Raw genomic sequence first — 15,319 nt, 5'->3', positions numbered from 1 at the left:
GGCCAGCTGTGTCTTAACCTCTTCGGCAATCCGGGACAAGGCCTCCGCATCTCGACCGGTAATCCGAATCGCCACCGGATCTGCGGAGCCCCCGCCGCTCACGAGCCGGGACACCTTGTATTTAACGTCCGGCCAGGTGCTGAGAAGATAGTCCTGAACCTTCTCGATGATCGGGGTATTGATTTCATCAGAAGTGGTGTTGATGAGAATGTGAGCACTGTTGGGGCTCGACTCCGGAGCGGTATACCCCAAATCATATTTGGGCGCGCCTTCCCCGGTGTAGGTGGACCAACTCACGACCCCCTCTTCGCCCGGCTCTTCAGGGAGAAGATTCGCCTTGATAAAGGCGTTGATGCCCGCAACAATCGCCTCGGTACGTTCAATATCCGAGCCAATGGGCAGCTCAATATTCGCCGTCACCAAAGGCCGATCGCTCGGCGCCATAAAAACAAAAGGGATAAACCGAAACATCCCGAGACAAACCACGAAAATCGACACAATCACCCCGATGGTCAGCCAGGGACGCTTGAGGCTTCCCTCCAAAAACAACCGATACCGGCCCGCAAACCGGGTAAACAAACCCACCTTTTCGCTTGCCGCGCTCACTCTGATCACTTTGATGCAGAGCAGGGCCACCATGGATAGAGTCAACACCCAGGAACAGAGAAGGGCAATGGTCAACACAACAAAAATCTGCCCCATGATCTCCCCCAGCACCGACTCCGCCAGCCAGAAAGCCATAAAGGCCGCCGAGGTGGTCAAAGACGAGGTTAAAAGGGGAATAGAGAGTTCCTGGGCCGAATCGATGGCCGCATCCACAGGGGAATCCCCCCCTTCCATCTTGACCAGAATCGACTCGCTCATGACGATGGCGTTGTCCACCAGCATGCCCAGGGCAATGATGAGCGAGGCCAGGGAAACCTTATTAAGTCCCACCCCGGCAAAACTCATGAGAAGCAGGGTGGTCACCATGGTGGCCGGAATCAACGAGGCGACCACCAGACCCGTGCGAAGCCCCAGAAAGGCCAGCATGGTCAAGAGCACGATCACCACCGCCTGCACCAGGTTGCTGGTAAAGTCCTTCACCGACTTGTCCACCACCGTGTCCTGGGAGGCGACCCGAAAAATCTCCACGCCGTAGGGGAGGCTTTTTAACAGCTCTGCCATCGTGGCATCCACCTGAGCGCCCAGATCGATAATGTTGCCACCGGCCATGAGATTCACACCGATGGCCAGCCCCTCACGCCCGTTAATCTTGACGATGCTCTTCCTGGGGTCGGTATAGCTCCGGGTGATGTCGGCGATGTCTCCCAGATTGAGAACCCGACCGCCTTCGGACAGGACGACAATCTGGGCCAGGTCCTCAAGAGACTGAAAGTTCCCCGTGGGTTCCAGGATAATGCGCTGCCCGTCGGCCAGGATATCGCCACCGGGCACCACGATATTGGTGGCCGAAATGATCTCCTGCAGACGGTTTTTAGACAGGCCGATGGCCGCCAGCCGCTCGTTGGAGAAGGAAACGAACACCCTCTCTTCCTGGGCTCCTTGAATTTCAACCTTGGCCACGGCCGGCAGCTTGATCATCTCGTCCCGCACGTCATCGGCCAGATTTTTCAACTCCGCCGGGGTATAGCCATCTGCGATGACCCCCAGGATAACCCCAAAGACATCCCCCAGTTCATCATCGATCCTCACGGTGGTCCCTTCGGGAAGGTCCCCTTCCACCGCCTCCACTTTTCGCCGGATCCGATCAAAAATGGGCTGCAAGTCGGTGGTGGACTCCAAAAGGCTGATGTTGACAACGGAAATACCGGTGCGTGACTCACTGCTGATGTAGTCCACCTCCGGCACTTCCTGCACCGCCTTTTCAATCGGATCGGTGATGAGGTTCTCCACCCGTTCAGGGGATGCCCCCGGGTAGGTGGTCACCACGTTGATCACCCGAATCAGAAAAGGCGGCATATCATCGCGGGGAAGGCTGTTGAAAATGGTGAGTCCGGAGAGAAAGAGCATCGCCAGGACGGTATACACCAGCACGCTGTTTTTAATCGAAAATTTCGTAATCATAGGCCATATCCTGAAGGGAACCCTCCCTTTTTCAAGGGGGCTCGTGATCCATGCTTAATGAGAAATCAGCTTCACTTTTTTGCCGTCGGAAAGAAACGAGACCCCTGCCGTCACGACCTTCTCGCCTGCCTGAAGACCGCTTGCGATTTCAAACCCATGGGTGATCATCCTGCCGACGGTAACGCGTCGCTTCGTCACCACCCCTTCTCCCTTGCCCGTCTCTTCCACGGTATAAAGAAAGTACCCTTCATAATCCTTGGCCACGGCATGGACCGGCACAATGAGCATGGCACCCGTCTCTTTGTTGTCAAATTCGAAAATAACGGAGGTCGGCATCCCCGGCCGAATCTCAGCGCCCACCCCTTCCATCGACAGAATCACAGGGTAGGTGTGGGTCTCTTTATCGGACTCAAACGCCACTTCCGTGACCCGCCCTTCAAAACGCTTATCCGGCATGGAGGGGTAAAGAATACTCACCACCTGACCTCTTTTTATATGGGGAATCCAAAGCTCGGGGATCCCCGTTTCCACCTCGATGGAGTCACTGGACTGAATCACCGCCACCACCTGGCCCGAGGAGACGTTCTCGTTGGCCTCCACCTCACGGGAGGTGATAATCCCGGCCATGGGGGACTCTAAGGTATAATAAGCCAGATCGCGCTCCAAAAGAGTGACACCCCGCTTGTCCGCGTTGTACGTGGCCGAAGCACTGGCGAAACCATTCCGGGCCTTTTCATATTCACTCAACGGCTCGTTGTTGTTTTCGTAAAGGGCCCTGATTCGATCCAGGTTGGACCGGGCATTCTCACTCTGAATACGGGAATTCTCCAGGGCAACCTGGGCCTTTTCGAGATTAAGCCTGGCATCACGATTGTCCAGAGTGGCAAGGACCTGACCCCGCGTCACCGTGTCACCGACGGCCACCTCCAAGGTCTCTATCTTCCCCCCGGTGCGAAAGCTCAGGCGCACCACCTCGCCAGCCTGGGTGATGCCGGAAAAGCGCCGCTCCACCTGAGCCGGGGCCTTCGTCACCTCACTGAACCGCACCGGTCGGATTGCCTCTATTTCCAAAGCCTTCTCACCGCTGCAACCGACCATTCCAACCAGCAGGCCTGCAGCCATCACACGTACGATATTCTGATTCCAACCCATAGGTCTTCCCCCATGATCGCAGCCCGTCGGCTGCAGGTATTGATTCGATTGCTTCGTATAATCGGAGTCCATTCGAATGGATTAATGTGTCTCTGAGTCCTGATCGAACAACGCACGTGCCCTTGTTGTAAACGCATCCATCTCGGCCGGATCGGCGAGAAGGGTCATTTCCCCCACGGCTCGCTCCAGCTTCAAGACAGCGGTGACCTGTTCGTAAATGGCGTTGGTTGCGGCAAGGCCCGCATTAAGAGAGGCGTTTTGGGCCTCCACCAGATCGGTGAGGGAGGCCCTCCCCTTGGCATAGGAGTCGGCGATAATATCCAGGCTCTTTCCTGCATACTCATCCGACCGAACGGCCTGTTCCCGGTTGATAGACCGGGTGATGGTCTCAAGCAGGGCAACACGAACGGATAATTCAATGGCTTTCACAGACTTTCGCTTCTGCTCTTCCAACTGGCTCAGGGCGAGACGCTCTTTGGAAAGTTCGACGCGTATCTCTCCCCTGGCAAACAGGGGCCAGGTGACATTGACCGCGGCATTCCAGCTCTCTTTATGATACGAAAGGCCATCGTCGGAGCCCAGGCCACGTCGATCGAAATCACGGTTCCAGGCACCGGACGCGCTCACCGACGGCACCCAATTTTTCCGCGATAGAACCCCCACGCGTCGCTCGAGGGCCGCTATGTTTCGCTCGATGGAGGCCAGCTCCGGGGCCTTTTTCTCCGCCTCGGCCACCAGGAATCGAAGGTAGGTTTCAAAACCCGCCGGGTTGGTCACTTGCCCTTCCGCACCCTTGACGAGGTAGCTCGCGTTCATCACGGCATCAAGACCTGTATCCAGGGCCCGGCTCTCCTGATCCATAGGCACCCCAAGGATCAGATTCAGTCGTCTCGATGCGATATTGACAGCGGCCCGTGACGTAAAAAGTGCGGCCCTGGCCGTTGCCAGGCGACTCTCCCAGCTGAAGGTATCTCCCGGCCCGATAGCCCCTGCGGCCTCGCGTTGTTTGGCGATGGCCAGGTTCTTCTTGAGAAGGGCCACATTCTCCTTCTGAATCGTCTCGTCCGTTCCGGCCTTGAGTAAATCGGTAAAGGCCACTGTTGTGTTAAAAACCGTATCAAGGATCAAGGCATCCCGCGTATAGCGTTCCGCCTCCAGCAGCGCTTTCTGACTGGCAATAGCCCCAATGGCCTCGTCGGAGTAGAGGAGCTGATCCACCCTGGCCGTGCCGGAGGTGGTTCTCTCTGCCTGGGTGTTCGCGGAGGTCGCGGCCACATCCTCATCCACAAAGGATTGAGACCCCACGAGCTTTACCTCAGGCAGAAAGGAGGTACCGGCCTGACGCACGGCCTCTTCTGCCTGTTTGACATCAAAGGTGTTGATCCGCAGGTCATGGTTGGACAGGAGGGCAAGGGTCACTGCGTCCGAGAGGGTATAGAAAATTCCGGGTGGTTTCAGGTCTCCCAGGAGTTCCGCGCGGGAAAGCGCCGCAAAGGAAGGGGAGAAGCCAATGAGCCGAGCCGTGTCCATGTTCACGGTCAGTGCCTCTTTAAAGTCGAGGTTCACCGGAAGGTCAGAAAACGTGTCTCCTCCAACCCACCCGTCAATATTCAAGGCCACGCGACGGGCCATGCGAGCGATGGTCCCCTCCGGAGCCGCCGCAGCCAGCATGCCTTCCCGGACATCACGGATTGATGATCCAAAGGTGGGGATCTTCAACCCGTTCAAGGCCTTGACCAACGCCGGGCGCCCCATGGATTCCTGGGCCCCCATATACCCGATATACACCGCGTCCACCCCGGCGAGCTCCGCCAGAATTCCGTTCACCCCCTCGTTTGAAGAGACGACACGGTACCCGGATTTCCCCTGATGGGCCTTTGCAAGGGTCCGCTTTTTTCCCTTCAACACATCCGTCACCGCAGGATCAAACACAATCCCCACCTCCGTGAACGGAACCAGCTCGTGGAAAAAGGTGAGGTCACGAAGAATGGAGCGGTTAAAATGAACATAGGTCAGATTCTCCACACCCGAACGGTTTTCAGAACTTTTTTTCACACCCTGGAGCTCAGAGTCGATAATCCCCACGGCTATCACTGGCTTGGGGTAGATCCCTTCCTTGGCAATGACGGAGGAACTCACCACGCCAAGGCCCACAATAAGATCCACCTCAGGGTCGTCCACCAGTTTTTGATAAAGAGAACGAGCCTCATCAGCGTTCCAGTTGATGGAGCCTCCCTTGGTCCCTCCCAGGACAAAGGTATACCGGGCGCCTGCCAGAGCATTGATTTCCTGGTGAACCATGGCCAGAAATTCTGCCATCTCCCCCCCCGTTTCATCGGCCACCAGCCCTAAGGTAAAATGTCGTCTGGGAGCCGCCCATGCTGACAAGGGGAGACACAGGGCCAGAAGCATCAGGCCGACGAGAATTTTTTGTTTCACGGTGGTGACTCCTTCATATCGTAAATACTGCATTCACACTCCCGCGGACAGCCGCGTCAAAACCAAACCGGTCAAATCCGGGACCCAAGATCATGCCCCCCCACTGACGGGCCATGAGATGCGGGTGACAAACATCAGCACACACACGCCTGAATTTCAGAGTTTTCATATAAAACGCATCGCTGGAAAAAAACCTGCGATTTTTTTCAAACCAGAGGGACAGCAAGCGACACGACAAGGAGAAGGGCCTTAAAAGATCGTCCCCTGATCGAGGAATGACTCTGGAACAGGGGACGATTCCCACGCAGGTATGTGTTTGATTAACTATTTTACGGAAGGCTTTTTAATCGATGATCAACCGGGTCATCAGAGAAGATGACGGTCCATAGCTGCCATTCAACCTGATTTATATCGATATGATATGACACGCCACCCAAAAGGAGGGTCCAGTAACAAACATCCTAACTCAACTCGTCACCACTGACAACAGGCCTGAAGTTGCGGAACAAAAAATTCAGCAAGAACGAGGAAAAGCAGCGGCCACACATCATGGAAAAAAACAACGAAACAAGCAGACCGCTTCGGGCTCTCAGGGCGTCGTCATCGGGTTTTCACCACAACCTCGTAGAAAAGGCTTCATGTCTCGACAAGCCGCTGCAATCAGGATAAAATACGCCATCCTTTGTATGCATCCATGTTCTGTTTTTCAACCCAGGAGAATACACCATGTCTCATGTTCCGTGGAATCCAGGCTCGTTAATGGAAGCCTCCGGCGCCTACTGGAGAAGTTGCACCCTTCATGCCGGGGTCAAGCTCGGCCTCTTTACCCTCATCGGAGGCGAGGCTTTAACAGCAGAGGAGATCGCGCAGCGGATCCATGGGAACCCACGGGGCCTGAGCACCCTGCTTAACGCCCTCTCAGCCATGGAACTCCTGAGCAAAGGGGGAGAAACCTACAGCAACACACCCTTCGCCCTCCAATCCCTCACCCGGGAATCACCGGATTACATCGGCCACATCCTCCTTCATCACCACCACCTGATGGCCTCATGGGAACGTCTGGATGAGGCGGCCCTCACCGGAGCCCCCGTCCAGCACGAAAGACGGGACCGCACCAAAGAGGAGCATGAGAGCTTCCTCCTGGGGATGTACAACAACGCCTCCTTTTTCGCCCCGGCGGTTGCCCAAGCCGTGGACCTCTCCCACTGCGCGACCCTTCTGGACCTCGGAGGCGGCCCCGGCACCTATGCCATCCACTTCTGCAAAAAAAATCCCCAACTCAAGGCCTGGGTTTACGACCTGCCCGATACCGAACCCTTTGCCAGAGGCATTATTGAAAAACATCTCATGGGCGACCGCGTGGGATTCTGCCCTTTTGACTTCATCCAAAATAGCTTTAACGAAAACGATCGCTTCGATGCCGCCTGGCTCTCCCATATTCTCCACGGAGAAGGAGAAGATCAAGCCCGGTCTGTTATTGCCAGAGCCACCGCGACCCTTCACCCCGGCGGCAAACTCCTCATCCATGAATTCATCCTGGACACGTCCAAAGACAGCCCCCTCTTTCCCGCGCTTTTCAGCCTCAACATGCTGGCCGTGACCGACAATGGCCGGGCTTACAGCGACTCAGAGCTCGGGGCCATGATGGAAAGCAGCGGCCTGACCGCCATCCGCCGCATCGACTACGGCAGCCCCACCGGCGCCGCCATCATGGAAGGGATCAAAGCGTGAGGAAGAGCAAAATTCCGGATTAAATAAAAAACCGCAGGATTTTGAAATCGGGTTCGTTGTATGTATATCAGGATTCAGGCGTCACATAATGACACCCGCATCATCCCATACACTTTAAAAAAGCAGCCAACCGTCAACCCCATGGTGATCTTTATGGAACACCCACATGAAAAGACTCTTCACGCTTATGTGGACCGGACCCTTGACCGGCAAAGGGAGGCGGCGCTTCACGCCCACCTCGCCCAATGCCCCCGGTGCCGCGCTGAAGTCAATGAGCTCACCCGTCTCTTCGATGAGTTCAAACACCTCCCCGCCCCCGCGCCGAACAGGGAACTGACCACCCGCATCCTCCTTGCCCGGGAGCGTGAAACGCGATCACCCTATGTTTCCTTCGACTTTTTTGGTTTTCTGTTCGGCCGTATCGGCTGGGCGGTTGTGCTCGTGGGGCTCCTGACGGGGGGACTCCTGGGATATTCTGCCCAGGGTGCCTGGGACTCCAACGCCACCGACCTGGAAATCGCCAGTATCAAGGCCGATCAGGAAGACCCCTATCTCGGGTATCTCCTCAGTGACAACGGAGACATCCTATGACCCGAAAAAGAAACCTTATTCTTCTGGCTTTTTCCCTCTGTCTCAACGCCGGCTTTCTTATCGCCACCCTCGTGGGACATACGCCATCAGAACATCAGGCCCCAAGACACCCCATTCGGGCTTATTCGCTGCACATGTCGCTTCTTAAAAACCTTGACCTCCCGGACGAGGTCTTTCAGCAGGCCACCGATCTGCTCGAGGTTTTTATGGATCAACGCGCCGCCCTCATCGTCAAAAAATTAGATTTCAAATTAGAAACCCTGGCCCTGCTTGAAAAAAACCCGGCCATGTCTCGAAAAGAGCTTGAAACGCGTCACCTCAAGGAGGAACGCATTGGAAAGGCCCTCACCACGCTTGACTTTGACTACACCTTTAATATGAGGCACATCCTGCCTCCAGATAAAATGACCTTGATGTATGCCAACGCCGGTGAACTGGTTCGGCGCCATCGAGACAAAATAGCTGACTTGAAAAAGGCGGATCACTGATTCAGGGACCCTCTGAAATGCATTTTGGAACACCCTGGAAAAAAATGGACGATGCCGCCTTGATGACGGCCCTTGCGGCCGACAAAGAGCGGGCATTTCGCGTGCTGGTGGAACGCCATCAGCACGGACTCTACAGTTATGCCCTGAGGTTCTGCCGGGTAAAGGAAGAGGCTGAAGATGTGGTCCAGGAGACCTTCCTGCGCCTCTTCAGAAACCGACACGGCTTTGACACCTCGGGCAGTGTAAAGGCCTTTTTATACAAAGTGTGCCGCAACCTGCTCATCGACGCCGCCCGGAAAAAACGTCCCACCCCCCTGGATGACTCCCGGGAGGAGGCCCTGAAGATGGACCCCAGCCCCTCGGCCCTTGACAGCTTAAGCCGCAAAGAGGGCCGACACTCCCTCTCCCTGGCCCTGGACACCCTGCCCGAAAACCAGCGCACGGCCATGGTCCTTCGCCACACCCAGGAGCTCTCCTACGCAGAGATATCCGAGGTCATGGGCCTGACCCTCTCCGCCGTGGAGTCCCTCCTCGTCCGGGCGCGGCGCAGCCTGCGGCAGCGCCTGCAGGCGACAGCGGCTTGACATGGATTTCAGAAACAAGGGGAAACGCCTCCGGCGGCCCTGCCGGGGGCCAAACTTTTGAAAAGTTAGGCAAACAGGACTTCTGGTCTTGGCATCGGAGTCATTCTGATTAATATTAATTCGTGAATTGACACGAAAGCACCGGCAGCTCATGCACTTGCGACGCACTGTGCATTTCCTTGTACTTCAAGCGAATGCGGACGCATTTCAGCCCGGAATAACGACTCCCGATGCGCATTCGCAAACCCGCTTTCAAGGTGGCGCCACCTTGCCGCCGGAGGCTTCTTTTGGGCACTTTAACCATAGAAGGCATTTCTTTATATTTGTCCATTTTTAAGGATTTTTAATGGTATTTTTAGCCCGAAACCGAATTTTAAAGGGTTGCATGGCCACCCTTCTCCTGGGCGCTGCGGCCTGCAGCACCTTTCCTCCGCCGAAGGCGTCCCAGGGTCTGCTCCCGCTTCCGGAGCGGTACAGCCTGTATCCCGAGTCCTCACCGGCGGAAGAGAGCCGCTGGTGGATCTCCTTCAACAGCGACGAACTCAACGCCCTGATGGACGAGGCCCTGCAGGAGAATCTCACCCTGCAAGAGGCCTGGGCACGACTGAAACAAAGCACCGCCCTGCACCAAACCAAAAAAGCGGGGCTCTTCCCGAGCCTCTCCACAGAAGCCGGGGCCGACACCACCCGCCGCGGCGGAGACGACACAGTAAACAGCACCACCGACTCCCTCTACCTTGGCCTTGCCGCCTCCTACGAGGTGGATCTCTGGGGGCGCATCAGGGCCCTCAGTCAGGCGGAATCCCAGCGGGTTCTTGCAGTCAGAGCCAATGTGGAAACCGCCGCCATGACCCTCTCTGGCCAGGTGGCCGAAGCATGGACAAACCTGGTCTCTACGCGGGGCGAGATCGCTGTGCTCAAATCCCAGATGGCGCTCAACAGCACCCTGCTGAATGCCCTGGAGCTGCGGTTTGAGAACTCCATGGTCTCGGCCGTGGATGTGCTCAGGCAGCGAAAAGTCATCGAGCAGCAGGCCTCGGAGCTCCCCTCCCTTTTGGAGCTGGAGAGCCGGTATCAAAACGCTCTGGCCCTTCTTCTGGGCAAAGCCCCGGGCATGGCGCCTGAGGTGATAACAAGAAAACTTCCAGCGCCCGGCGAGATTCCCCCCACGGGCCTTCCCGCAGACTTACTTGCCATGCGCCCGGATATCCGCTCGGCAGGTCTCACCCTCCGCGCCGAAGAGTGGGAGATCTCAGCGGCCAGAGCGGATCGCCTTCCTGCTCTCTCCATCACCGCCCGGGCACGGTTTGGCTCCGATGGAGTTGAAAGCCTCTTTGACAACTGGTTCACCAACCTGGCAGCCAACCTCACTGGCCCCATCTTCGATGCAGGCAGGCGCAAAGCCGAGGTGTTCCGCGCCCGGGCACAGGCCGAAGAGCGCCTGGCCACCTACCGAAAAACCGTGCTTACCGCCCTTTCTGAAGTGGAAAATGCCCTGGTGAGTGAGGTGAGACAAAAAGAGAGCGTCGCTGCCATGGAACAAGAGCTTATCACCTCCCGTCTCACCTTAACGGAAACAGAAAACCGTTACACACAAGGTGTCTCTGACTATGTCACCCTTCTGGCCGAGCTCAAGGATCTCCAGACCCTGGAACGCAAGCTTGTAAAAGAAAAGGCTCAACTCGTTAAAAATCGCATCGCCCTCCACCGAGCCCTGGGCGGCAACTGGACTCGCAGTATCACCGACTCACCAAGCGCACGCATCACAATGGAGTAAGAAGAACCATGGACACCCTCTCTCATATACCGCCAAAAGCCACATCAAAGAGAACCCCTCTGTACGTCCTTATCCCTGTCCTGATTCTTCTTCTGGCAGGTGGTATTGCTGTCTACCTTATGAAATCCAAGCCCACTGCACAGAAGAAAAAGCCCAAAACAAAACCGCCACTGGTGGAATTGCTCAAGGTAAAAGCTGAAAACCACCCCGTGACCTTGAGCGCCATGGGCACTGTGATGCCATCCAATAAAACCGAGCTTAAAGTTCGCGTGGCAGGGGATGTGGTATGGATCTCGCCCAATTTGGAACCCGGTGGACGCATCCGCGAAGGCGAACCCCTCATGCGCTTGGATGAGACCGACCTCCTGCTGGCCCTGGACACCGCCAAGGCCAAGCACCAGCAAGCCATCGCTGATCTCGATCTGGAAGAGGGAAACCAGCGGGTGGCTCAAAATGAGCTAAACCTCATGCAGGCCACCATGGGACGTACCGTAAAAGACAAGCGGCTGGCCCTTCGAAAACCCCAACTTGCCAAAGCCAAAGCCAGCGTGGCCTTAGCAAAAATCGAGGTTCGTAAAGCAGAGATTGAGCTCTCCCGAACCATCATAGCCGCCCCCTACAGCGGATTGGTTCTCACCCGGACTCTCGCCAAGGGCTCGTTGGCCCAGGCCAATCAGGGGGTGGCTGAGATCACCGGCGACCGCGTCTACTGGGTGGAGGTCACCCTCCCCGTCAGGGATCTCCCCTGGTTGAACTTCACAAGCAGCACACCGGGCAACGCCGCCCGTATTACCACACCGGCTGGCTCTGTATTCAAAGGACGCGTTTTAAGGCTCCTGGGAGACTTGAACACCGCCACCCGCATGGCGCGCCTTCTCCTTGAAGTAAGAGATCCCATGGGTCAGGCAAAGGCGGCAGGGGTCCCACCCTTACTCATCAACAGCTACGTAAAGGCCGAGATCGACGGAGCCCCTCTGACAGAGGTCATTGGCCTTCCGGAAAAGGCCCTTAAAAACGGCTCGGAGGTGTGGCTCGCCAAAGAGGGGAAACTCACCATTGCCCCTGTGGAGATTATCCGCAAGGAAGCGGGGAACGTTTATGTAAAGAGCGGTCTCTCCCAGGGTGATCAGGTCATCCTCACCCAACTCACCACCCCGGTGGATGGATTGGTCATTCGAACCGGAAACGAAAAACCTTCCGGTAAAGGCAGCGCGCAAAGTAAAGAGGGGGCCAAGTAATCATGGGTACCCCTGAAAAACACATCAGAACTCGCGGCCCCATCGCCTGGATGGCTGGAAACTCAGTGGCCGCCAACCTTCTCATGGCCATTCTCCTCATCGGTGGTTTCATCATCGGCTCCTCCATCAAACAGGAGGTCTTTCCCGATTTTGCCCTTGATTTCATCAACATCAGTGTCCCCTACCCCGGCGCAAGCCCAGAAGAGGTGGAGCGCGGCGTGCTTCTGGTGGTGGAAGAGGCCGTTCAAGGCCTTGAGGGGGCCAAAGAGGTGACATCGATGGCCTATGAGGGCGGTGGCACCGTCACCGTGGAAGCCCTGGATGGGGCCGATATCCAGAAACTCTACCAGGATATCGACCGCCAGGTAGATGCCATCACCTCCCTTCCCGTGGATGCCGAAAACCCCGATGTGGCCATTGCCGCCCGACAGCGCGAGGTCATCTCTTTTGCTATCTATGGGGAGCAGAAGACATCGGTGCTCAAGGGCATGGCTGAGACCTTTCGGTCCAAACTGTTAGAGAACCCCGAGATCACGGTGGTGACCCTTCAGGACGTGCGCGCCCCTGAGATTCAGGTGGATTTCTCCCAGGACGCCTTGAGGCGATACGGACTCACCCTGGCCCAGGTCGCGTCCATGGTGAATAACGCCTCCGTGGACATTCCCGGCGGCAGCTTAAAAACCGATGGCGGTGAGCTTCTGGTGCGCATGCGGGAAAAACGCTACACCGCCCAGGATTTTTCCAGCCTCACCCTCATCACCCAGGAGGATGGTTCCCGCCTCACCGTGGGCGATGTGGCCGTGGTGAGGGAGGGCTTTTCCGAAACCTCAAGGTATGCAACCTTCAACGGCCTCCCCGCCGTCATGGTGGAGGTCTACCGTGTGGGCAACCAGAAACCCCTTAAGGTCGCCGAGGTGGCCAGGCAAACCCTGACCCAGTTCAAAGAGGGGATGCCCAAAGGCCTCCAGGCAGACATGGTGCGAGATCTCTCCGTGGTCTTCAAGCAACGTGGAACCTTGCTGATCAAAAACGCCTTGATCGGGCTGGGCCTTGTCTTTGTCATCCTCGCGCTCTTTCTCGAAATTCGCCTCGCCTTCTGGGTCTCTCTGGGTATTCCCATCTCTTTTTTAGGGGCGTTTCTGATACTGCCCTTCTCCGACTTTTCCATCAACGTGGTGACCATGTTCGCCTTTATCGTGACGCTGGGCATCGTGGTGGATGACGCCATCGTGGTGGGGGAAAACATCTACCACAAGCGTCAACAGGGCATGGATCTTCTGCCCGCTGCCATCGAAGGGGCACAAGAGATCTCCAAGCCGGTGGTCTTCAGCGTACTCACCAACATGGTAGCCTTCATGCCCATCTACTTCGTACCGGGCTTTCTCGGGAAAATTTTTCAGAGTATTCCCCTCGTCGTGGTGGTGGTCTTTGCCATCTCTTTAGTGGAGAGCCTTTTTATTCTTCCCGCGCACCTGGGCCACAGCACCCGCGAAGGGTTCACAGGCTTTATGAAGCCGCTCTCTGATGCCCAGAAGCGATTTTCAAACGGCTTCACCCGCTTCGTGGAGAGACGCTATGGCCCCCTTCTGAGGCTCTGCACCACACACAGATACACCACCCTCGCCATTGGTTTTGCCGTTCTTATCATCACCAGTGCCTGGAGCCTCTCCGGCCGCATGGGCATGGAGCTCTTCCCAAAGATCGAGTCGAACTACGCCTTTGCAAACCTTATCCTGCCCTACGGCACGCCCGCAGATGAGGTAGAACGCATCGCAGGGATTGCTGTGGCCGCGGGCCTTGCGGTCATTGACGAAAATGGCGGGGAACAGCTTTCCAGAGGAATTCTCACCCGCATCAATGAAGAGAACATCCGCATCCGAATCATCCTCACCCCCCCTGAGATGCGCCCCATCAGCACCACGGAGCTTACCCGTGCATGGCGTGAGCGCGTGGGCTCACTGCCCGGTGTGGAGTCGGGTCTCTTTCAATCCAACAGAGGCGGCCCCGGCTCAGGCAAAGGGCTCACCATCGAGCTTCGCCACAGGGACATCACCGCCCTGGACCGTGCCGGCGCCCTCCTTGCCAAAGAGCTTGAGGTCTTCCCCAACACCCAGGACATTGATGACGGATCGGCCACCGGCAAGGTTCAGTTTGATCTCACCATGCGACCCGAAGGTGAACGGCTTGGATTCCGGGCAGAAGACGTTGCCCGCCAGGTTCGAAATGCCTACTACGGCATTGAAGCCGTGCGTTTTCAAAGGGGCCGGGATGAGGTGAAGGTGATGGTGCGTCTGCCCAGGGAGGAGAGAAACTCCGAAGAGCATCTGGAGTCGTTGATCCTGCGGAGCCCCCAGGGTGTGGACCTTCCCCTGCACCAGGTAGTGAATATTGAGCGTGGGCGTGCTTACACGACCATCAGCAGACGCAACCAGCAAAGAATCCGTGACGTCACCGCCAATATCATCCCCGAAGCCCAGGCAGGCCTCATCACAGAGGCACTGAAAAATGACGGACTCCGGCGCATCATGGATGAGGTACCCGGTCTCTCCTACAGCTTCCAGGGCAAACAGGCAGACCTCAAGGAGAGTATCGCCAGCCTGGTCCAGGGCCTTCTCATGTCGATGATCATTATCTATGCCCTTTTGGCCATTCCGTTTCGGAGCTACTTTCAGCCCATCATCATCATGATCTGCATCCCCTTTGGCATCATCGGGGCGGTCATGGGGCACCTTCTTATGGGGTACTCCCTCTCCATCATGAGCCTCTTCGGCATCGTGGCCCTGGCAGGCGTGGTGGTCAACGACTCGTTGATCTTCATCGATTTTTCCAACCGGAGACGGGCCGAAGGAATCCCCTTAAAGGAGGCGGTGCAGCTGGCAGGCATCCAGAGATTTCGCCCCATCATGCTCACCACCATCACCACCTTCGGCGGGCTGGCCCCCATGATCTTTGAGACCTCACGTCAGGCAAAGTTCCTCATCCCCATGGCCATCTCTCTTGGATTCGGTATTCTCTTTGCTACGGTCATCACCCTGCTCCTTGTCCCCAGCCTCTACATGATCCTTGAAGACATAAAAGCCCTTGCGGGTCGTATTGAGGAACCCATCGACCGAACCGTGGAAGAGGTGCCGAGGTTATAAATCAGGACGCGTCCGAGGACGGATTGCTCATCCCATGCTTACCCTCCCGCCCCAAACGGAGAGGGTGGCGTTCATTTTCTAAGCCCAGCCCCATCCACACACCGAAGGAATT

General features: G+C 56.7%; 10 protein-coding genes. 7 read left to right on the top strand and 3 right to left on the bottom strand.

The window, feature by feature from the left end:
- The 3 genes from Q1Q75_RS15600 to Q1Q75_RS15590 all read right to left on the bottom strand — a co-directional run.
- On the bottom strand, window positions 1-2,067 hold a 2,067-nt coding region (locus Q1Q75_RS15600; protein ID WP_300672494.1), incomplete at its 3' end, for an efflux RND transporter permease subunit.
- A gap of 54 nt (window positions 2,068-2,121) precedes the next feature.
- Window positions 2,122-3,219 (bottom strand): efflux RND transporter periplasmic adaptor subunit, encoded by a 1,098-nt coding sequence (locus Q1Q75_RS15595; protein ID WP_300672492.1) that lies wholly within the window; start codon window positions 3,217-3,219, stop codon window positions 2,122-2,124.
- Between the two features lie 81 nt (window positions 3,220-3,300).
- Entirely contained in the window at window positions 3,301-5,691 is a 2,391-nt protein-coding gene (locus Q1Q75_RS15590; protein ID WP_300672490.1) for a TolC family protein, read from the bottom strand.
- A 693-nt stretch (window positions 5,692-6,384) separates the two neighbouring features.
- Between Q1Q75_RS15590 and Q1Q75_RS15585 the strand changes: the two genes are divergently transcribed.
- The 7 genes from Q1Q75_RS15585 to Q1Q75_RS15555 all read left to right on the top strand — a co-directional run bounded on the left by Q1Q75_RS15585 (window position 6,385) and on the right by Q1Q75_RS15555 (window position 15,207).
- Window positions 6,385-7,389: a methyltransferase gene (locus Q1Q75_RS15585; RefSeq protein WP_300672488.1), complete on the top strand. Its 1,005-nt coding sequence runs from the start codon at window positions 6,385-6,387 to the stop codon at window positions 7,387-7,389.
- A gap of 153 nt (window positions 7,390-7,542) precedes the next feature.
- Complete coding sequence (locus tag Q1Q75_RS15580; RefSeq protein WP_300672486.1) at window positions 7,543-7,980, top strand: anti-sigma factor; 438 nt, start codon at window positions 7,543-7,545, stop codon at window positions 7,978-7,980.
- Window positions 7,977-8,468, top strand: a complete 492-nt coding sequence (locus Q1Q75_RS15575; protein WP_300672484.1) for a hypothetical protein — start codon at window positions 7,977-7,979, stop codon at window positions 8,466-8,468. Before Q1Q75_RS15580 ends, Q1Q75_RS15575 begins: the two co-directional genes overlap by 4 nt.
- A gap of 17 nt (window positions 8,469-8,485) precedes the next feature.
- Window positions 8,486-9,052, top strand: coding sequence for a sigma-70 family RNA polymerase sigma factor (locus Q1Q75_RS15570; RefSeq protein ID WP_300672482.1), 567 nt, complete (start codon window positions 8,486-8,488; stop codon window positions 9,050-9,052).
- Window positions 9,053-9,398: 346 nt separating this feature from the next.
- Window positions 9,399-10,829: an efflux transporter outer membrane subunit gene (locus tag Q1Q75_RS15565; protein ID WP_300672480.1), complete on the top strand. Its 1,431-nt coding sequence runs from the start codon at window positions 9,399-9,401 to the stop codon at window positions 10,827-10,829.
- A gap of 8 nt (window positions 10,830-10,837) precedes the next feature.
- Window positions 10,838-12,067 carry an efflux RND transporter periplasmic adaptor subunit gene (locus tag Q1Q75_RS15560; protein ID WP_300672478.1) on the top strand — a complete coding sequence of 410 codons (1,230 nt, stop codon included), beginning with the start codon at window positions 10,838-10,840 and terminating at the stop codon, window positions 12,065-12,067.
- 2 nt (window positions 12,068-12,069) lie between these two features.
- Window positions 12,070-15,207, top strand: coding sequence for an efflux RND transporter permease subunit (locus Q1Q75_RS15555; RefSeq protein WP_300672476.1), 3,138 nt, complete (start codon window positions 12,070-12,072; stop codon window positions 15,205-15,207).
- Window positions 15,208-15,319: the final 112 nt, after the last annotated feature.

It is taken from the genome of Desulfoluna sp., from assembly GCF_030145185.1.
In the GTDB taxonomy this organism is placed as follows: Bacteria; Desulfobacterota; Desulfobacteria; order Desulfobacterales; family Desulfolunaceae; genus Desulfoluna.
The sequence above is the reverse complement of the archived record's forward strand: the minus strand, read 5'-3'. Positions and strand labels throughout refer to the sequence as shown.